Origin of the sequence: Mesorhizobium sp. BR1-1-4 (genome assembly GCF_020165375.1) — a bacterium.
Taxonomy (GTDB): Bacteria; Pseudomonadota; Alphaproteobacteria; order Rhizobiales; family Rhizobiaceae; genus Mesorhizobium; species Mesorhizobium australicum.
Genome location: NZ_JAIUIB010000002.1, coordinates 11,991 through 31,007, shown reverse-complemented (window position 1 = coordinate 31,007; position 19,017 = coordinate 11,991). Strand labels below are relative to the sequence as shown.

Annotated in this window: 18 protein-coding genes; 10 read left to right on the top strand and 8 right to left on the bottom strand. The window is 62.8% G+C overall.

From position 1 onward, the window contains the following. The first annotated feature begins 3 nt into the window (after positions 1-3). Positions 4-1,500 carry an aldehyde dehydrogenase family protein gene (locus tag LB571_RS03410; RefSeq protein ID WP_224592341.1) on the top strand — a complete coding sequence of 499 codons (1,497 nt, stop codon included), beginning with the start codon at positions 4-6 and terminating at the stop codon, positions 1,498-1,500. A 150-nt stretch (positions 1,501-1,650) separates the two neighbouring features. After that, positions 1,651-1,926, top strand: coding sequence for a hypothetical protein (locus LB571_RS03405; protein ID WP_015316720.1), 276 nt, complete (start codon positions 1,651-1,653; stop codon positions 1,924-1,926). Between the two features lie 105 nt (positions 1,927-2,031). Here LB571_RS03405 and LB571_RS03400 read toward each other — a convergent pair whose 3' ends face one another. Together LB571_RS03400 and LB571_RS03395 are read right to left on the bottom strand one after the other, a co-directional pair. Next, entirely contained in the window at positions 2,032-2,532 is a 501-nt protein-coding gene (locus LB571_RS03400; protein WP_224592338.1) for a peptide deformylase, read from the bottom strand. Between the two features lie 10 nt (positions 2,533-2,542). Next, entirely contained in the window at positions 2,543-3,625 is a 1,083-nt protein-coding gene (locus LB571_RS03395; RefSeq protein ID WP_224592335.1) for a CaiB/BaiF CoA transferase family protein, read from the bottom strand. 105 nt (positions 3,626-3,730) lie between these two features. On the opposite strand from LB571_RS03395, the gene LB571_RS03390 reads away from it, so the two are divergent. Beyond that, the gene (locus tag LB571_RS03390; protein ID WP_224592317.1) at positions 3,731-4,753 is read left to right on the top strand and encodes an LLM class flavin-dependent oxidoreductase; all 1,023 of its coding nucleotides are present in this window, start codon (positions 3,731-3,733) and stop codon (positions 4,751-4,753) included. Between the two features lie 49 nt (positions 4,754-4,802). Beyond that, the gene (locus LB571_RS03385; RefSeq protein WP_224592315.1) at positions 4,803-5,450 is read left to right on the top strand and encodes a ThuA domain-containing protein; all 648 of its coding nucleotides are present in this window, start codon (positions 4,803-4,805) and stop codon (positions 5,448-5,450) included. Between the two features lies 1 nt (position 5,451). Here LB571_RS03385 and LB571_RS03380 read toward each other — a convergent pair whose 3' ends face one another. Then, positions 5,452-5,871, bottom strand: a complete 420-nt coding sequence (locus LB571_RS03380; protein WP_224592313.1) for a VOC family protein — start codon at positions 5,869-5,871, stop codon at positions 5,452-5,454. 58 nt (positions 5,872-5,929) lie between these two features. Then, positions 5,930-7,957, bottom strand: a complete 2,028-nt coding sequence (locus LB571_RS03375) for an amidase (RefSeq protein WP_224592311.1) — start codon at positions 7,955-7,957, stop codon at positions 5,930-5,932. Between the two features lie 158 nt (positions 7,958-8,115). Here LB571_RS03375 and LB571_RS03370 point away from each other — a divergent pair, with 158 nt between their 5' ends. Together LB571_RS03370 and LB571_RS03365 are read left to right on the top strand one after the other, a co-directional pair. Then, positions 8,116-8,346 carry a hypothetical protein gene (locus LB571_RS03370; protein WP_224592309.1) on the top strand — a complete coding sequence of 77 codons (231 nt, stop codon included), beginning with the start codon at positions 8,116-8,118 and terminating at the stop codon, positions 8,344-8,346. Positions 8,347-8,424: 78 nt separating this feature from the next. Beyond that, positions 8,425-8,625, top strand: coding sequence for a hypothetical protein (locus LB571_RS03365; protein WP_224592308.1), 201 nt, complete (start codon positions 8,425-8,427; stop codon positions 8,623-8,625). Positions 8,626-8,689: 64 nt separating this feature from the next. Here LB571_RS03365 and LB571_RS03360 read toward each other — a convergent pair whose 3' ends face one another. Beyond that, positions 8,690-9,916 (bottom strand): alpha-D-ribose 1-methylphosphonate 5-triphosphate diphosphatase, encoded by a 1,227-nt coding sequence (locus LB571_RS03360; RefSeq protein WP_224592983.1) that lies wholly within the window; start codon positions 9,914-9,916, stop codon positions 8,690-8,692. Between the two features lie 1,230 nt (positions 9,917-11,146). Between LB571_RS03360 and LB571_RS03355 the strand changes: the two genes are divergently transcribed. Further along, positions 11,147-11,299, top strand: coding sequence for a hypothetical protein (locus tag LB571_RS03355; RefSeq protein ID WP_224592306.1), 153 nt, complete (start codon positions 11,147-11,149; stop codon positions 11,297-11,299). An 18-nt stretch (positions 11,300-11,317) separates the two neighbouring features. On the opposite strand, the gene LB571_RS03350 is transcribed toward LB571_RS03355, so the two are convergent. Further along, positions 11,318-13,552 (bottom strand): S8 family serine peptidase, encoded by a 2,235-nt coding sequence (locus LB571_RS03350; RefSeq protein WP_224592305.1) that lies wholly within the window; start codon positions 13,550-13,552, stop codon positions 11,318-11,320. A gap of 11 nt (positions 13,553-13,563) precedes the next feature. Further along, positions 13,564-14,703, bottom strand: a complete 1,140-nt coding sequence (locus tag LB571_RS03345; protein ID WP_224592303.1) for an AAA family ATPase — start codon at positions 14,701-14,703, stop codon at positions 13,564-13,566. 786 nt (positions 14,704-15,489) lie between these two features. On the opposite strand from LB571_RS03345, the gene LB571_RS03340 reads away from it, so the two are divergent. Continuing rightward, a complete protein-coding gene (locus tag LB571_RS03340; protein WP_224592300.1) occupies positions 15,490-16,050 on the top strand; it encodes a GNAT family N-acetyltransferase in 561 nt (186 codons plus the stop codon). Between the two features lie 40 nt (positions 16,051-16,090). On the opposite strand, the gene LB571_RS03335 is transcribed toward LB571_RS03340, so the two are convergent. Beyond that, a complete protein-coding gene (locus LB571_RS03335) occupies positions 16,091-17,113 on the bottom strand; it encodes an aminopeptidase (protein ID WP_224592297.1) in 1,023 nt (340 codons plus the stop codon). Between the two features lie 244 nt (positions 17,114-17,357). Between LB571_RS03335 and LB571_RS03330 the strand changes: the two genes are divergently transcribed. Continuing rightward, positions 17,358-18,116 carry an SDR family NAD(P)-dependent oxidoreductase gene (locus LB571_RS03330; protein ID WP_224592294.1) on the top strand — a complete coding sequence of 253 codons (759 nt, stop codon included), beginning with the start codon at positions 17,358-17,360 and terminating at the stop codon, positions 18,114-18,116. After that, the gene (locus LB571_RS03325) at positions 18,113-19,009 is read left to right on the top strand and encodes a sigma-70 family RNA polymerase sigma factor (protein ID WP_224592287.1); all 897 of its coding nucleotides are present in this window, start codon (positions 18,113-18,115) and stop codon (positions 19,007-19,009) included. The genes LB571_RS03330 and LB571_RS03325 overlap by 4 nt, the downstream gene beginning before the upstream one ends. The last annotated feature ends 8 nt before the right edge of the window (positions 19,010-19,017 follow it).

Sequence of the window (19,017 nt, the reverse complement as noted above, 5' to 3'; positions counted from 1 at the left end):
GGGATGACGGTGAATTTCGACCCGAGGGCGAAGGCCACGTCGCTCTACCATGGCGAATTCCGGCCGATGTTCATCGACGGCAAGTGGGTCGCAGCGCAGTCCGGCGAGGTGATGCAGGCGCTGAATTCGGCGACCGGCGAGGTGCTGGCGACGGTGCCGCGTGGCGGAGCCGCCGATGTCGATGCAGCGGTCGCGGCGGCGCGCGCGGCTTTCGAAGGTCCATGGTCGAAATTCTCGCCCTATGAGCGGCAATGCGTGCTGCTCAGGATCGCCGACCTGTTCGAGACACATTGGGAAGAGCTCAGCGTTTGCGACACGCTCGACATGGGGCTGCCGATCACGCGCACGCTGGCCAACCGGCGCCGCGTCATCGGCATGCTGCGCTTCTATGCAGGCATGGCGACGGCGCTGCATGGCGAGGCGATCGACAATTCCATTCCGGGCGAAATCGTCACCTTCACAAGGCGCGAGCCGGTTGGCGTCGTTGGCGCGATCATTCCCTGGAACGCGCCGACCGCGGCCTCGATCTGGAAGATCGCGCCGGCGCTCGCCACGGGCTGTACCATCGTGCTGAAACCGTCCGAGGAGGCATCGCTGACGCCGCTGCTGATCGCCGGGCTGATGCAGGAAGCCGGCGTGCCCGACGGCGTCGTCAACATCGTCACCGGTACCGGGGCCGAAGCGGGCGCGCGGCTCGCCGAACATTCCGACGTCAACAAGATCGTCTTCACCGGCTCGACGCTGACAGGTCAAGCGATCGCGCGGGCCGCTGTCACCAACCTCAAGCGCGTCTCGCTTGAGCTCGGCGGCAAGTCACCGATCATTGTCTGCCGCGACGCCGACATCGACAAGGCTGTCCCAATCGCGGCGATGGCGGTGTTCGTGCATTCGGGCCAGATCTGCATTGCCGGCTCGCGCCTGTTCGTGGCGCGCGAGATCCATGACGAATTCGTGCGCCGGCTGGCGGAGTTCGCCGGAAAACTGCGCATCGGCCATGGCATCGAGGCGGAGACCGAAATCGGGCCGCTCATCAATGCCAGGCAGGCCGGCAAGGTGGAAGGCTACATCAAGGCCGGCAGCGACGAAGGCGCCCAACTGGTCGTCGGCGGGGCGCGGCTGACAGGCGAACTCTATGATGGCGGCAACTTCATCGCGCCGACCGTTTTCGGCGCGGTGTCGGACACCATGACCATCGCGCGGGAGGAGATTTTCGGACCCGTTATTTCGGCGATGCCGTTCGACACGCTGGACGAGGCCGTCGCGCGCGCCAACGCGACGCCCTACGGGCTTGCAGCCGGCGTCTTCACCACCCACCTCGGCACCGCGCACAAGCTAGCCCGCCGCATCAAGGCCGGCTCGGTCTGGGTCAACATGTACCACGCCATCGATCCGGCCGTGCCTTTCGGCGGGATGAAGATGTCCGGCCATGGCCGCGAGGGCGGCATCGAGCATCTGCACGAGTATCTGGAGACCAAATCCGTCTGGATCCAGACGGATTGAGGGCGTGGCGATGTTCAGGTGAGGGCGCCCGCGGTCCGGGCCCGTCGCCGACTGCCGCGCATCGGCCGGAGCAAGGCCCTTGTTCAGGAACTTTTCGTCATCTGGCGATTTTCGATATAAGATCGAATCCCGAACAGAAGGGTGTTTGCGATGACGACGAAACGATTGGCGATCTGCGCTCTTGCTCTCGCGATGGGCTTCGGCATGTCCTCGTTGGCTTTCGCGGGCGCCAAGCACCGTCATCACCAGGACGAACAGGAGCGCTACGTTCCCGCCAATGACGATCTCATCGACTTCCTCTTCGGCGGCCCGCGCTACTATGACCAGCAGTTGTTCACAACGGCCGCTGGAGCCTGCTCCTACCACCGGACTGGTCCGGACGGTTTTGCGATAAACAAGATCAACGATCACCACTGCGGAAAATGACCGGCGGACGTTTCGTCCGCGATCAGGTTAGCACGTTGCGAACGTGACACGGTCCGCCGGCGCGGCCACGCGCCCGGCGTAACATTGCGATCCGCCCCGTGGCGTCTACGAGGTTCGCATCAGCTTGCCATAGCGCTTGATCAGCCGGTCGCGCTTGAGGCGGGTCAGCCTGTGCGTCCAGAACAGCCCGTCGAGCTGATCGATCTCATGCTGATGGCAAACCGCCAGCAGGCCCTCGGCGTCCTCGAACCGCTCACCGCCATCCAGATCCTGATAGCGAACGCGGATGCGGGCGTGCCGCTCGATGTCGTCGGTGACACCGGGCATCGAAACGCTGCCTTCCTCATGACGGATCATTTCGGTCGAGGCCTGGACGACGGACGGATTTACATAGATCGCCGGTTTTGCCGCGGAAGGGAGCTGGATGACGACCAGGCGTTTCAGAATGCCGATGTGCGGGGCGGTGATACCGATTCCGGGGGCCGCGCGCATGGTGTCGATGAGGTCGCTGGCCAAGGCCTGCAGATCGTCGTCGAACAGCTCCACGGGTTGGGCCACGGCGCGAAGGAGGGGATTGGGGAATTTCACGATCGACCGAACTGTCATGGACCTCGCCTCAACTCGGCAAGCCTGCGCGGATTTCTGCGTCATGTTCGCCGGGCATGGGGCTTTTGGCCGGTGTCTTTTGTTCCCATCCGGAAAAGCGCGGCGCGGCCGCCGCCTGCAGGAGGCCGTCCACCTTCAGCCACGTGCCGCGCGCGGCCATGTGCGGATGCAGTGCCGCTTCGTGGGGGCTGAAGACCGGACCGACACAGGCGTCCGAGCCCGCGAACAACTTGACCCACTCGTCGCGAGATCGCGTGGCGAAGATCGCCGCCAGCCGTTCGCAAAGCCCGGGCCACAGTTCGCGATCGAACTGGCTGGCGAATTGCGGATCGGCGGTCAAGCCAAGCCTGTCGAGGAAGAGCGCGTAGAATTTCGGCTCGACGCACTGGACGCTGATGAAGCCGGCGTCCGATGTCCGGTAGACGCGGCACCAATGCGGTCCGTCGAGAAGGCTCCGGCCGCGGTCGGCGGCAAGCGCGCCGGACCGTGCGAGCGACATCAGCAGGTTCATCATATGGGCCGAGCCGTCGACGATCGCCGCGTCGACGACGATGCCCTGGCCGCCGGCGCGCGCGTTCATCATGGCGGCCAGCATGCCGATCACCAGATAGAGCGCCCCGCCGCCGACGTCGCCGACCAGCGTCGGCGGCGCCATGGGCGGCTCTCCAGGCAAGGAGCCGTACCAGAGCGCGCCGGACAGGCCGATATAGTTCATGTCGTGGCCGGCGGTGGCGGCCAGCGGACCGTGCTGGCCCCAGCCGGTCATGCGGCCGTAGACCAGGCGCGGATTGGCCGCGAGGCAGGCCTCCGGGCCAAGCCCGAGACGCTCCATGACGCCGGGCCGGAAACCCTCGATCAGCCCGTCGGCGGTGGCGATGAGGCGCGTCAGCACGGCCACGTCATCCATATTCTTCAGGTCGAGCGCGATGGAGCGCTTGCCGCGATCGAGCAGCGAGCGCTGGGGGGCGCCCGGCACGGACGGCTCCCTGCGGTGGACGACGATGACATCGGCGCCGAGGTCCGCGAAAAGCATGCCGGCGAAGGGCGCCGGTCCCAGCGCCTCGATCTCGACGATGCGGATTCCCCTGAGCATCCATCCTCTCTGGTGTTGCGCGTCTAAGCTATTGCGGAGGGCGACGGTGTGTAACCCTGTTCTTTCGCCATTGAAGCATGTGCCGCCCGCATATACTTCAGGACCATGAAAAAAATTGGTTTCCTGTCATTCGGGCACTGGTCGCCCTCTTCGCAATCGCAGGTGCGTTCGGCATCCGACGCGCTGTTGCAATCGATCGATCTCGCCGTCGCCGCCGAGCAGCTCGGCGCCGACGGGGCCTATTTCCGCGTGCATCACTTCGCCCGCCAGCTCGCCTCGCCATTCCCGCTGCTGGCGGCCGTCGGCGCCAAGACCAGCCGCATCGAGATCGGCACGGCCGTCATCGACATGCGCTACGAGAATCCGCTCTACATGGCCGAGGATGCGGGTGCGGCCGACATCATCGCCGGCGGCCGGCTGCAGCTCGGCATCAGCCGCGGCTCGCCCGAGCAGGTGATCGATGGCTGGCGCTATTTCGGCTATGTGCCGCAGGAAGGCAAAAGCGACGCCGACATGGCGCGGCATCACGCCGAGGTGTTCCTCGATACGCTGCGCGGCGAAGGCTTCGCGCAGCCCAATCCACGGCCGATGTTCCCCAACCCGCCCGGCTTGCTCAGGCTCGAGCCGCATTCGCAGGGCCTGCGCGAGCGCATCTGGTGGGGCGCGGCGACCAACGCCACCTCTGAATGGGCGGCGAAGCTCGGCATGAATTTGCAGAGCTCGACGCTGAAATTCGACGAGAGCGGCAAGCCGTTCCATGTCCAGCAGGCCGAGCAGATCCGCATCTATCGCGAAGCCTGGAAGGCGGCCGGGCATGAACGCGAACCGCGCGTCTCGGTCAGCCGCAGCATCTTCGCGCTGGTCGACGACCGCGACCGCGCCTATTTCGGGCGCGGCAATGAGAGCCGCGACCAGATCGGCTTTATCGAGGAAAATACCAGGGCGATCTTCGGCCGCAGCTACGCCGCCGAGCCGGACGTGCTGATCAAGGAGCTGGCACAGGACGAGGCGATCGCCGAGGCCGACACGCTTTTGCTCACGGTTCCCAACCAGCTCGGCGTCGACTACAACGCCCATGTCATCGAGGCGATCCTCACCCATGTCGCGCCGGCGCTCGGCTGGCGCTGACCCGTGCGGGGAGCGGTCGTCGGTCTAATGGATCGAGGGAGGTTGCCGCATGTCCAGGAAAGCCCTGATTGCCTGGGGAGGCTGGGAAGGCCACACGCCAGAGCGCAGCGCCAACGTTATCCGCGACATGCTGGAGCGTAACGGCTTCGCGGTCACGCTCGGCGAGGGGACAGCGATGTTCGCCGATCCGAACCTTGCTTCATTCGATCTCATCGTGCCTGTCATCACCATGTCGACGATCGAAAAGGTCGAGCTGAACAACCTGACGCAGGCGGTTCGCCTGGGGAGCGGGCTGGGCGGCTTTCACGGCACGATGGGCGACAGTTTTCGCGCGGAGCCCGACTACCAGTTCATGACCGGCGGCCAGTGGGTCGCGCATCCCGGCAACATCATCGACTACCATGTCGTCATCACCCGGCCGGACGATCCGGTCACGAAAGGCGTCAGCGATTTCGCCTACCGGTCGGAGCAATATTACATGCATGTCGACCCGGGCAACGACGTGCTGGCGACAACCACCTTCACCGACGCGCATTTTCCCGGCATCGACGGCGTCGTCATGCCGGTCGTCTGGAAGCGCCGCTATGGCGCGGGCAAGGTTTTTTACAGTTCTCTCGGCCATACGGCGGATGAGTTCGCGGTGCCGGAAATGGCGCTAATCATGGAGCGCGGTTTGCTGTGGGCCGCGCGCGACTAGCCTACCAGTCCGCGACGCGGTCGCCGCCGGTGAATTGCGCGCTTTTGCCGGTGTATTCGAACAGTTCGATCTTCACCCCGTTGGGGTCGCGCAGCCAGGCCTGGTACGTGTCGTCGCAGGCGTGCTTTTTGGCGGTGATGTCCACGCCCATGGACGCGATGTGCGCGATCGCGGCGTCGATGTCTTCGACTTCCAGGCAGAAATGGTTGATCTGATCCGTCTCGCTGAACCGCGCGCCCTCTTTCTGGAAGACCTCGACATGGCTGCGGCCGCCGCAATTGAGGTAGAAGCCGAAAACCGTGCCATCGCGCAGGAAATTGAACTGGATGTCCACGGCAAGGACATTTTCGTAGAAGCGCCGTGTTTCTTCCAGGTCGTTGGCGAAAATGCAGACATGGGCGAGTTGCTTGACTTTGATCATGGCTGGGTTCCGTGGCTTGGCCCGTTGTGCATGGTAAGGCGGCCCGTACGGCGCATCATCACTCGATTCCGCCGGTGACCACATAGGCGCCGGCGCTGCGTCCATCCTGTAGCCGCACCACCGCCGTGACGATCGAACCGTATGAGCCGCGCCAGACGCTGTGAAAGCGCCGATGCTCGACGGCAGGGACGAGCGCCCGCCCGCTGAGCCGCGTGCCGGCTTGGTGCATGTCAATCGCCTGGCCGTTGACATGCACCTTGAGGCCGGCGTGCTCCGCTTCGCTTGCCTCGACAGCCAGGTCGATTGTGACCGTGATCTCGTCGTGATCACCGGACGCGCGCGTTTCAGCGGTTAGCGCGATTTCCACTATCGGCGCCTTGCCATTGCCGGCTTGAGTACGCTGGCGCGAAAAGACATCATCAGGCAATTCAGGCGTGCGCGGCGGCTGGGTGCGGCGCTGCGTGGAACGCTCGAAATCGCCGGCCATGCAAAGCAGCCTTTCATCGTCATAGGCCTTGCCTGCGAAGGTCAGGCCGACCGGCATGCCGATGTCGGCCATTGTGCCCATCGGCACGGTGACGGTCGGGATGCCGAAATGGCGCCAGACCAGATTGCCGTTGGCGACCCAGGTGCCGTTGCGCCAGGCCAGATCGGCTGACGCCTCGTTGACGTCGGCGTCGGCCGGGCCGACATCGGCGGCGGCCGGCAGGACCACGGCATCGAGGCCTTGTGCGTCCAGCCAGTCCTCGAAGTCGATGCGTCTTGTTGCTTCGAGTCCCTTGATGCCATCTGCGATCGTGGGAATGTCGGCCAAGGGCGCGACGCCGAGCTTTGCCCGCTCGACATACTCGGCCAGATCGAAGCCGCCTTCATAGCGGTCGGGCAGCGTGCCCGGTGGCTGCGGGAAGATTTTTGGGCCGTCGACCGAGGCGAGATCGGGCAGAGCAGGGTCGGCGTTGGCGCGCAGGAAATCGTCCCAGCCCCAGATGCAGAGATCCCAGATTTCGCGGTCGGCGAAGTCCCCGGGCACCAGCCCACGCTCGACCATGGTCCGCGCGCCTGGGCGGTCGCGCTCATAGTTGGAGACGACGGGAAAGTCGACCTCGACCACTTCGGCGCCGAGCCGCCGCAGATCCGCGGCCGCCTGTTCCCAGAGATCAAGTACCGAGGCGCGGGTTTCGATCGGGCGATCTATTTCCGTGTCGCGGCCGATATACATTCTGGGTACGCCGAGCCGCTTGCCCTTCAGCGAACCCGCAAGCGTCAGGTCGGTATAACGTCGTGGCCGCATCGCGGAGCTTTTCGGCAGCGCCACCCAAGGCTGGGCGCGCCAGAAATCGCCTCGCGTTTCCGGATCGTCGGCGACGATGACGTCAAGCAGTTCCAGCATGTCGGGCACGCTGCGCGTGTGCGGCACCACGACATCCATGGTCGGCACCAAGGGCCAGTTGCCGCGCACCGAAATGACGCCGCGCGAGGGCGTGTAGGCGACCAGCGCGTTGTTGGTGGCCGGCGCACGGCCGGACGACCACGTCTCTTCGCCGAGCCCGAAGGCGCAGAAGCTGGCCGCCGTCGCGGTGCCCGAGCCGTTGGAGGAGCCCGACGCGAAGGCGGCGGTCAGATAGTCGCCATTGTAGGGGCTTTCAGCGCGGCCATAGACGCCGCGCTGCATGCCGCCATTGGCCATGGGCGGCATGTTGGTGAGGCCGATCAGCACCGCGCCGCCGGCGCGCAGCCGGGCGATGGTGAAGGCGTCCTCGTTGGCGACGAGATGCTCGAAGGCGGGCGAGCCGGCAGCCACCGTCAGGCCTTTGACCTTGTAGCTGTCCTTGGCGGTGTAGGGGATGCCGTCAAGCGGGCCAAGCGTCTTTCCTTGCCGACGCCGCTCGTCGGAAGCGGCGGCATCCTCGAACATTTCAGGGTTGAGCACCGGCACGGCGTTCAGCGCGATGCCGTGCCGGTCGAAATACGCGATGCGCCTGACATAGGCCGCGACCAGTTCGACGCTGGTGACGGCGCCGTTGTCGAGCGCTTGGCGCAATTGGTCGATCGACGCTTCGACGAGGTGAAGGCTGGTCTCGGTCATCATTGGCCCCAGTGTCTGTACGCCATGGATGAGCGAGGCCGCCGGCTTCGGCAAGAGCCAATTGGAACTCTTTCGCGGCTCCCCGAAAAAATCGATTCTTTAGGCAACCTCCGATGGACGCGTGCGTTGCTGCGTTCCGGGGAAGGTTGAGGTTTGCATTGAACCGTTTCGAGATTCTGAACGAGCCGACAGGCACGTATTCCATTTTCGACAGATACACCGAATTGCCGGTGACGGTGCAAGGCAGGATTTTGATCGGGCTCTGCCGGCACGAAGTGCCGCTTGCCCTGCTCCGCGCCATGGAAGACGACGACAGCGGGATGCCGTCGCTCTCCCCGTTGGGCGGCTGTCGATCGTACGAACATCAACGAGATGACTTGCAAGCGTGAATGAATGCTCGCATAAGTTGCGGCAAGGCATACAGCATGAAGAAAATGGTGCCGTTATCGTAGCATGAAAGGGGAATCATGCCTGACCAGATTGCGCTTGTCCGCGCAGCCATCGCGCGGCTGCTTTCGGAAAAAACCGGGGCTCCCGTGATTTCGATGAGGGAGAGTATCGCCGAACTGCCGGCGATATCGGGTGCGCCGCTGACTACCGAAAGCCTTCAGGATCTGCTGCTGGAAATGGCGGAGGTGCGCGGGATGATGGTGGCGCTCGATCTTTAGCAACTACTGGGGAAGCGCCACGCGCTTTCCCCAGAGAACCGCTAAGCCCTAGTTGCCTAGGTGTCTAGTCCTGGGATTGCCCTTGGTCGGCTGGCAGCGGCCGATCGCGGCCTCCCTCGATCGCCCTGTTCCGCGCCGGTTCAAGCGTACCGTCGCCGTAGATCATGCGGCCGGCGCGGAAGGTGGCTCGCACACGTGGCACCGGCTGGCGGTCGGCCACGACAAGATCGGCCAGCAGCCCAGCTTCGATGGCTCCGCGATCGGTGAGCCCGAGTGCGGCGGCCGGGTTGGCGCTCGTCAGCGCCGCCGCCTTCGCCAGGCCACCGTCGCTCAGTTTCGCCAGGCCGAGGACGGCCGGCAGGATCGAGGCCGGGTGATAGTCGCTGGCCAGCATGTCGAGCAACCCGGCCTCATAGGCCTGGCGAGCGGAAAGATTGCCGGAATAGGATTCTCCGCGCAGCGCATTGGGCGCGCCCATGGCCGTATACATGCCGAGCCGGCGGGCTTCCCGCGCCGCCTCCAGCGTCACCGGGAATTCGCTGAGCACGGTTCCCAGGCCGTGGACGAATTCCACCTTTTCCGGCGTGTCGTCATCGTGCGAGGCGAGCACGATGCAGCGCGCGCGGGCAAACGCCGACAGGCCCTGCAGCGTGCCGAGCACACCGCCATGCCCGTTCCGATCGGCCATGCGCTTGCCGACGACCTCGGATACGTCGGCTATCGACATGCCGCGCTCCTTGGCCAGGCGGGCGATATACAGTTCGACGTCGCGGTACTGTCCCTGGCCGGGCGTGTGATCCATCAGCGAAACCAAATGCAGCTTGCCGGCATCCATCAATCTTTCCAGCACGCCGACAGCCGCGCTGAACGTCACCTCGAAGCGGGCATGGATGCGGTGATCGACCAAAAGGTGGTCTTTCAGCCCGGTGATGGTCTCGATGATGGACGATGTGTGTTCTTCCGAGCGCAGCAAGGCGGCCGTGGCGCTGTTGCCGATGAAGGAGAGCGCGGCATAGGCGGTGGTCACGCCGCAGGAGGCCAGCCGCTTGTCGAGCTCGGCGATGCCGATTTCCATCGGCACGTGGACCCCGCTGCGCGGCTCCACTTCCCGTTCCACCATGTCGCCGTGCATGTCGATGAAACCAGGCAGCAGCAGGCGGCCGCCGCCGACGAAGTCGGCATTCTCGACAGGCTGGTCTCGGATCTCGGCGATCCGGCCGTCTTCGATCCTGACCGCGCCATTGGCAATGACACGGTCGCGCAGCACAATCTGGAATTCGCTCAACCACAGATCGTGTTTCTTCGGCTGATTCCGGTGGGGTGCGGCCCTGTCCGTCCGTTCAAGCATGGTCGTCTCCGAAAACAACATTCCACATGTCCCGATCGCCCTCCGGCCGGGCGGTTTCAAGGCGTGTCGTGTGGATGGTTCATTCCCGAGGATCGGATAAGCTCAGTTGGTGACAGCTTTGTGTAGGACAGTCAGGTTCGGCCGCCGTGCTGCCACCGGTGGCTAAACCGCAAGATGTGACGATACGAGACGCACGTTGGCTGCCTACGTCAGGAGTGCGCCTCATTTCAGTCATTGCCATCATAATGGTCGCTGCCCAGAAGAGGACATAAGCGAGGCAGAGCCCCTTGGCACCTTTGCGCCAGGAGCGGAAGTGGGCGCCTTACCCCAAAGCAGATGTTCGAGGGCAGGTGCGCAAACCAAAAAAGCGACTATGGTCCCACTTTTCGTTTTTTGGGGCTGGTCAACCTGAGGCCCGACGCTGGCTAGGAGACGGTGCTGGCTACATCGTGGATAGCGGTCAGAAGCCGATCCGCGACAAGGATGACGCGCTGCCGCCAATGCAGGCTCATCATGATCGCAACTAGGGCACTCTTAGTTATCGCCGCCCGTGGCGGGGAAATCCATCATCGCAGTTCCTCGCTGCTGCGAATCGGCCGATGCTAACCGTCCTAATTGTTGAAATCCCGATCGGAGGCTTGGTGGCAGGAAGTCAGAAAAGCAAAGCCAGGCGAACCAAGCCGCTGCCCATAGTCGACGCCATGTCTCGGCTGGACCTTATGCTCAAGGCGATCGAGAGAGAGACACGCGACGCGATCTGGGCAAAAGGCGACGCTTGAGGTCGGAAACGATATCGTCATGGCCCACTATCATGGGCAGGCCTTTGTAGGGGCCGATTGCTACAACATGCTTCGTAACAGCACACAAACGGCCCTCATTCTATCGCTATGCAAGCTGTTTGAAACGGCCGCGCGCCGTCAGGGCCTCTCCGAGTGGCTCTCAACCGCAGTGATCTAGCCTCAATCCCGCTGTTCCTTCATCTGCTCAAACAGAAGCGCTGCCGTGCCAACTTAATCGAACGAGCTTCCGCTGGATGGGACGGAAACTCGCTCGGCATGTCGCAGAAGTGGGAAAGGGATTGCTTGGCCGCTCTTCAGTGCTGCGACGAGACGGCGCGCCGCTTGTGGTCCATTGGGGGCCGGCGTGCAGCGGCAACGTTGGCCGTTTTCAGAGATGACCACGTCGCGCATCTTCGAGGGCTGCAACCTCGACTTCAAAGAAAGGGAGCAGCTCTGGATGGAGGAGGCGCGTGCCTTCTGGACGCCAGCGCTGGCTGCAGCGATTGCAGCCGACCCATCTGCGATGGAGAATGCCGACGCAGAATGACGGGCCGCTCAGGGGAGTCTAGCTCTCAAGATCGACCTCAACATCCTGTTCAATTACTGCGCTTTCCACCGCCTCGGCCATAATACGGCGGAATTCGTTGTAAGTGTCGGCGCCTGGATCACGGCTCTCCACCATGACGACGAATGTGACCTTGCAGGACGTGTCGCGGATCGTGTTTGCGCTGTACTTAAATGTATCGCGCCAGAACAGCCTTGCTCCCACTCGGAGGGCAGGCTGCGCTCCTGGGATCGTCACACCTACAGTTCGACGGCAGTCCTTTTCGTAAATGCGCACAGGGTCCCACTTGTTGTCCTCACGCCGTGCGTCGGTCTCGAATTGATGAGGATTGGAACATCCGGCCAAAGCCTTGTTCTGCCACGCCCCGTTTTGATTAACGCGGTAGTACAGACCGGCTTCTATCCGCGTTTGAAAATAGTGGCTCCCTTCGTTGTTCACGAGTGGATTGAGAATAGCGACGAGCTTTGCTCTCCCCCTGAAACGATCGCTAGCCATCAAGCTGGGAGGGATGCGAATACCGAGCCAGTAATATCGCTGCATGTAGGTTAAGTCGGCTGACCATGCGACGATCGCAGCGTGTGGTGGGCAGTTCCACGGAAGCTCTGGTCGGGTCGGCGAACCAAAACCCATCTCGTGGCTGAAGCTGGGCAGATCCGACGCGTTGAGCAGTAGTGCTTTCACCATGTCAGGCGACGGAGTGGCGAGGTTTTCCCAGGTATGAGCAGCTAGTCTTGAAATCAGCGGCGCGGCAAAGCTCGTGCCGGTCTCGGAGGTACCTCCGAGCACCCTCAAGGTGGAAAACCAGCTAGCTTCTGGCTTCAACATACCCTCAGGTCCTAGCCCGGTTCGGGACACCGCACATGGGCCTCCTACTGTGCCATCGTTCAAGTGCTGGCGGCCAGCTACGACTAGCGCGGATTCGCAATCCGCTGGCGGCGCGAGTCGAGTGCTACCCCCGGATCTATTTCCAGCGGAGATCACCAGCAACTTGTTGTGACGTCGCGCTAGCTTCGCTAGGCCATGTCCAAGCTCGCTGACTTGATCGTAGTGGCAGTCACGATCAGCATTCGCCGACAAATTCCAGACGTGAGTGTCAGGACGGTCGATAAATGCCTGTTCGATGTGAGCGAGAGTTCGATCGTCCTGCATCGTGGCTCGCCGGTCGCGCGGGACTGCCTGAACCACACCAACGCGGCAATGGAGTTGGGGGAGCCGCAAACGGTTGCTCCATAAATGAGCATCCACCACTACCGACGTCACCTTATTGCCGTGGTCTTTAGCCGCGAGAGCGTCAGCGATAAGAGGAGGTGCTTGGCGCCAAGCGATGGCATTCTGATAGCGGCGAGCATGATAGCCGCCATCAATCACCCCCACGACAGGGCTATTTTCAAGATCAGGCAAATCGACGTCTGGCTCAGGACCTTCGCCTGGAAGAGTCGGCTGTAGACCGGCAACGGGCTCCCAACGAGTGATCGAGCCGGTCAAGATTAAATCGCGCAAACCCTCCTTGTCACGGAGCCCCAATGCTAGCGAGCTTCTCGGCAAAGGGTCCTCGTTGCTGTGTAGCGTCAGCGAGCGGCTTGATTCTTTATCCTCTTCCTCGCCGAGGATGACCAGCGCAGCCCGGCGATCAAGATAAAGGCGATCCGCGTTAGCCAGCCGCTCGAAAACCTGCATTATTGATTGCCTGGCTGCGGTATCCTCCAGCGGGGCGATGCGAACATTGAAGCGACGCAGTCCTGTTTCATCGATAGGCGCCGCAGCCCAATCGGCATCGATCCGATCATCCGAGGCTAGGATCTGAGCAAAAACCTCGAGTCGCTCGACGCTGTAAATGTCGCACCGGTGCGCTATGGTCCGTGCCTCCGCGATCCTGCCTGCCAAGTTCGATATGGCTGAGTCGGGCACTTCGACAACGTAGCCGTCCCGCCAAGCCATCTTCATCTTGACGCCGACTTCCGCTGAAAACAGGTCGTGCGGCGTATGCGTACTGGCTAACGAGTCCTCATGCATGCCTGCCCAAAGGAGGCGGCGACCATGGTGAGCCGCGCGCCGATATTCCACTTCGCGCGGCAATGCTGCGAGCCTGTTCAGAAGGTATTCGCGATGATTTTGAAGGCGGCCGAAATCCTTTATGCGTCGTTCATCCTTACCGCGCGCATCAGGCCGTTCCCTCACCGGTTCGGTGAGTAGGCGCAAAATAGGGTTCTGGACGACTTCTCGACGCTCAACCACCTAACCCCCCTTTAAGCCGTTTTTCGTTCACGCTGACGCTTCGCCATCGTGGTTGCCGCCTGTCGCGTCACGCCCGTTAGTAAGCCGAGCTGCTTGTAATTCAGCAACTCCAGCGAGCTTAGTCTATCAAAGAGCTCGCGTTTGGACTTGCTATCTAATTCTTTTGGCGATGGCAGATGCAGCTTGCCCGCTTCGCTGTTGATGATAGCTGCCGCAAGGGCGCCGACGTCAATATCCCGTTGATTGATTAATGCGGTGCGCCTGGCTGCTAGCGATAGCTCTCGAACATCCGAGCACGATAGGCCGTGTGAGATCTTCGCTAAGGGTTGCGATTCAGGTCTAACGTGGTCCTGGAACAGGTAAAGCTCCCAGAGCGCTTGGCGCATTTCATCGTCCGGCAGCGGCACTTCCAAATGATATGGAAATCGGCGAAATATAGCTGGATCAAGCAGATGCGCGTGATTGGTCGCCGCTACTACCACGGTTTGCTCATCCAACATGTCCAGAGCTTGGATCAACGTATTAACCACTCGTTTGATTTCACCAAGCTCTCGATTGTCATCGCGCTTCTTGGCTACTGCATCGACCTCGTCGATGAAGATAAATCCGGTCCCAAAGTTGGCATATTCGAACAAGGCGCGAATGTTTTTCGCTGTATCGCCCAGCAGCGAGGAAATAATGGAGTCCAGTCGCACAACATGAAATGGTCGGCCAAGTCGTGAAGCAACATGACCGGCTATGAATGTCTTGCCCGTCCCAGGCAGGCCAGACAGCAGCAAATTGAATCGAGACCCCAGTCCAGCTTGCACTAATCGGTCGGCATTTTGGGCTTCCGTGACAAACCGTTCCAATATCTCTGATTGGGCATCTTCTAGGATGAGAGGCGTAGTGGGCCAGGGCATTTCCTCGGCCAACGGAATTCTAGTCTTATTGTCGACGGGCAGGCGCTCTATATCTCGCATGCTGTCCAGCGATGCGGTACGTCGCCTCATAAGTGAGCGAATGCGACTGACGATCTCCTTCTGATCCTCGCCTTTGTATTCGCGGGCGAACAATGCCGCCACGCGGCGCACCTGATCATGATCCCCGGCAAGAGCGGCATCAACTAGATCGGCGAACTGGGTGGCGCCGCCCGGGAAATCGATGTCCATCGGCGTTCCTGCGAGACTGGGCTTCAATGCCGTGGATCGCATGGGTGGGCTCCTTGAATATAAAGCCCGACAACCTTTTGAGGCTGTCGGGCAAATTTGATGAGGGAATAATTGCAGATAATTCGGTAAAGAGCAACATAAATCGAGATAGGAGCAACATTGGTAGTGAATGCAAGCGCCGCCAAAACGTGCAATTGAAGGTCTGCCTAGGCAGGGCCCGCCAGGGTTTCAAAGTGCTTATGGCACTCGTCAGCTTGGCCCCCGGATTTTCCCTCACCGGCGTGCAGCAGTCGGGCAACCGCGCGACCGCTCTAGCACAATTAGGTCGTTGACGTTCCTACCGCCAACACGATTCGCAGCCAATCGACCTATCCGAAAACGGATACCTTGGACCTTGCGCCAAGTCGCCAGCTAGGCTGCCCGAAACCGGACGTTGGCAGGGTCTGGTAAGGGCCACTTCGGGCTCTAGGCTTCTATCGAAGGTATGTCTGCTTCTCGTTAAACGTCCCCAATAGCGGACCGTCCGCTTGCGGCCCCACAACGGCCGTTTATGTTCATCGCGAATCGCCAACGCGCGTTGTCATAGTCCCACCCTGTGGTGGGCTGGTGCCATCACCAAATCTCACGCCACTCGCTGGCCGGCGGTAGCCGGGTGGCCCCGGAGTGATTGAAGTGCATGGCGCTGGGGCTGAAGGCGGTTGGGGCGTAGCTTGCGGTCGAATCTGTCCTGGCGGTCAGCCGCCGCGGCTCTCAGCGCCGTTGCATTGGCGCTACCCCGGGGCGAAAATGCTCTCCATGAAAGCAGTTCCCAGGCTCACCACACCAAGGCTCGTGCTTCGGGCGCCGGGCGAGCGGGATATCCCGGCGTGGTTCGCGCGCGCGAGCGATATCGAATCCGCCTCCCTTGCCGGCGATCCCGTTGCCGACGACATCAGCGCGGGCGAGCGATGGCTCGCCCTTGCGCGTCAGCGGTTCGCCGACGGCCGGGCGATCAAATGGTCGATAGACCAGACAGGCGTGGCGGACGCGATCGGGACGATAACCCTGTCCTTCGGCGCGGACGATGCCAGGTCGGCCGCATTGGGATTTGTGGTGGGGCGTGCGCATTGGGGGCAGGGGCTGGGCTCCGAGGCGGCCCGCGAGGTCATTCGCTACGCCTTCGAGACCCTGGCGCTCGCACAGGTGACGGCCGAGGCGGCGGCGCGCAATGTCGCGTCGCTGCGGATACTGGCGAAGCTCGGCTTCAAACATGTCGACAGCTTCATCGATGAGTCCGACGGCGAGCAATGCGAGCGTTTCGTGCTCGCCGCGCACATAGGACCGTTGGTCCTGGCGAACCAGGCTTAGAGCTATCGGAGCACGCCAAAGGCCGCCGTGTTTGCTCAGGTCAATCGCAGCTGGTCGCCGCCTTGAGCGCTTCGGCACGGGCCGGTTCGCGCAGGTCAGCGATCCGTCGAACGGAAGCGTAGAATCTCGGATAGTCGCTGGAGCACAGCTCGAACAGGCGAATAAACGCAGGAACCTGTTCGCCATAGACAGACGTCGCGGCGAGCTTTGCGTTGTTGATCGGCGCGTTGAACCAGGCATCGTATCCCCGGTATCCGTGCCAGCTTCCGTCGCGCATTTGCCGGTAGCGCGTCCGCAACCTGTCGAGCGTGGCTGCCTTGGCCGCCGCCATCCCGTCGGGGGGCCGGGAGCTTTCATAGACCTGCCGCAACTCGTCGCGGGTTTTCGACACCAGTGCGAGAAAATCGGCGCTGCGCTTGCGATCGGCCTCGTAGCGGCGCAATCCGGCGCGATCGCCGGCGGCGCGGAGCCATTTTCTCGTGCCGGTGGTTTCGACGGCGACCGCGAAAGCCTCATTGAATGCGGAATCGCCGTTCACATAGAGGCGCTGATGCGCGAGTTCATGAAAGACAAGGCTCGCCAGATAGGTGTCGTCCTGACGCAGCATGGTCGAGAGCAGCGGGTCGCTGGACCAGCCCAGCGTGGAATAGGCGGTGATGCCGGTGACATAGACGTCCAGCCCCTGTCGATGAAGTGCCACGGCGCTTTCGGTCGCGGATTTCCGATCGAAGTATCCCCGGTAGGGAACGCAGCCGAAAACCGGAAAGCACCATGTCTTGGGCGTGAGCGAGAATTGCGGGGCGGCAAAAACGGCCCAGGTCACGGCATCCCGGTGGATGTCGACATAGCTGCGATAGCTGCTGTTGTCGGGCAGTGCCAGCTCATCCGTCGCGAACCGCCTTATGGCGCTCGCCGACGTCAGCTTGGCGCGCAATGCCTCCGGCGTCCAAGGGGCCTCGATCAGTTTTCCAACGTCTTGGCGCGCGGCCATGATCCGGACATGGCCCTCCAGCGATTGCGCGTAGTAGGAAACGCTGGTGCAGCCGCTCAGTGCGGACGCCACGGCCGCCACCGCAAACAATCGAAAAACGCGCTTCACTTCTTCCCCACCGCTTCGTCACCTGCCCATGGAGCACATGTTGCGCCCCAATGTCCAAACCGGCGCACCAATTTTCGTCAAGATTGATAGCGAGCAGCGGCGCGGACCGTCGACCTGATTTCTGGCTGACGACAAATCTCCCCCACCGCTGACTCTTTTCCAGATCCTCAAACGTCTTAGCTACAGTGAAACACTGGAGCAGGGTCAAATGAGCCTCAGGGACAAGAAAATCGTGGTCACCGGCGGCAGCCGTGGGCTTGGCCTCGGACTGGTCGAAGCGCTGGTCGAGCAAGGCGCCAGCGTGACCGTGGTTGCACGTGGTGCCGAGGCGCTGCAGGCGGTCGGTGCGCGGCTTGGGGTCGCCACCATCGCCGCCGATGTCACGGACGAGGACGCCGCCTATCGCATTCTTGGCGAGGTCCGCCCTGACATACTGGTGCTCAACGCCGGCGCCACGCCCCGGATGGGGCGGCTGGACCAGTTGAAGTGGGAGGACTTCTCCATCGCCTGGGAAACCGATGTCAAGGCCGGGCTCTACTGGCTGCAGGCGGCGCTGAACCTGCCGCTCGGGCCGGGCAGCCGGGTGCTGGTCGGGTCGAGCGGTGCGGCCGTCACCGGGTCGCAGATGTCGGGCGGCTATGGCGGCGCCAAGCGGATGCTCTGGTTCATGGCCAAATATGCCAATGGCGTGGCGCAGGAGAAAGGCCTCGGCATCCGCTTCCAGGCGATCGTGCCGCGGCAGATGATCCTCGACACCGGCATCGGCGATGCGGCGGCGAGCGCCTATGCCGGCTCAATGGGCATCACGCCGGAACAATTCGTCACCCGCTTCGGCGCGCCGATGCCGCCCCGGGCGTTCGGCGACAGGGTGCTCTCGCTGCTGGAAGACCCGCAATATGGCGAGGGCGTCGTCTTTGGCCTCAGCGGCGACGCCGGGGTGACGATCATGGAGGGCGCGGGTCCTTGAGCGACGGAAAGCCAGCGGTGGAGCGCGACCGGCAGGAAGGGCTGCTCGCCCTTGCCACCGCCTTGCGGCCGGAGCTGCACCGCTATTGTTCGCGCCTGATGGGCTCGGTCATCGACGGCGAGGATGTCGTGCAGGACACGTTCGCGCGCGCCGTCGTTGCCCTGGAGGAGTTGTGTGAGGCGCCGCAGCTCAGGCCCTGGCTGTTCCGGATCGCCCACAACCGCGCGCTTGACCTGTTGCGCAGCCGCGCGATCCGCGCCGCGGAGCCGATCGAGGCGGCGCTCGACATAGCCGACGAAGCCGACCCGGTGGAGGTGCTGATGCGCAGGCAAGCCGTGCAAACCGCCGTGTCGCGCTTCGCCGAGCTTCCGGTGACGCAACGCAGCGTGGTCGTCCTCAGGGATGTGCTCGACGAGCCGCTGGCCGACATCGCCGCCCTGCTCGGCATCACGGTCGATGCGGTGAAGGCGCATCTGGCGCGCGGCCGCGCCCGGCTTCGGCGGATCAACGCCCAGGCCAATCCGCTTCCCGACGCTCGCATCGCATCGGCGGCCATCCTGCGCTACGTCAATCTGTTCAACCGACGCGACTGGGACGGCTTGCGCGCGCTGCTGGCCGACGATGTGAGGCTCCATCAGTCCACGCACAAGCCGCGCGCAGGGGCCGCCGACGTCGGCATGTTCTTCACCATCTACGCCAGGAGCGACGGCTTGTGGCTCAGGCCGGCATGGGTCGAGGGCCGCGAGGTGATCGCGGTGTTCGAAGACCGGGCCGACGCGAAACCCAGTCATTTCATGTGGTTGGAATGGCGCGACGGCCGGATCAGCTTCATTCGCGACTACCGTTATGTCCGGTACGTTCTCGAGGACGCCGACCTGGTGCTGGCAAGGTGAGGCGCCGT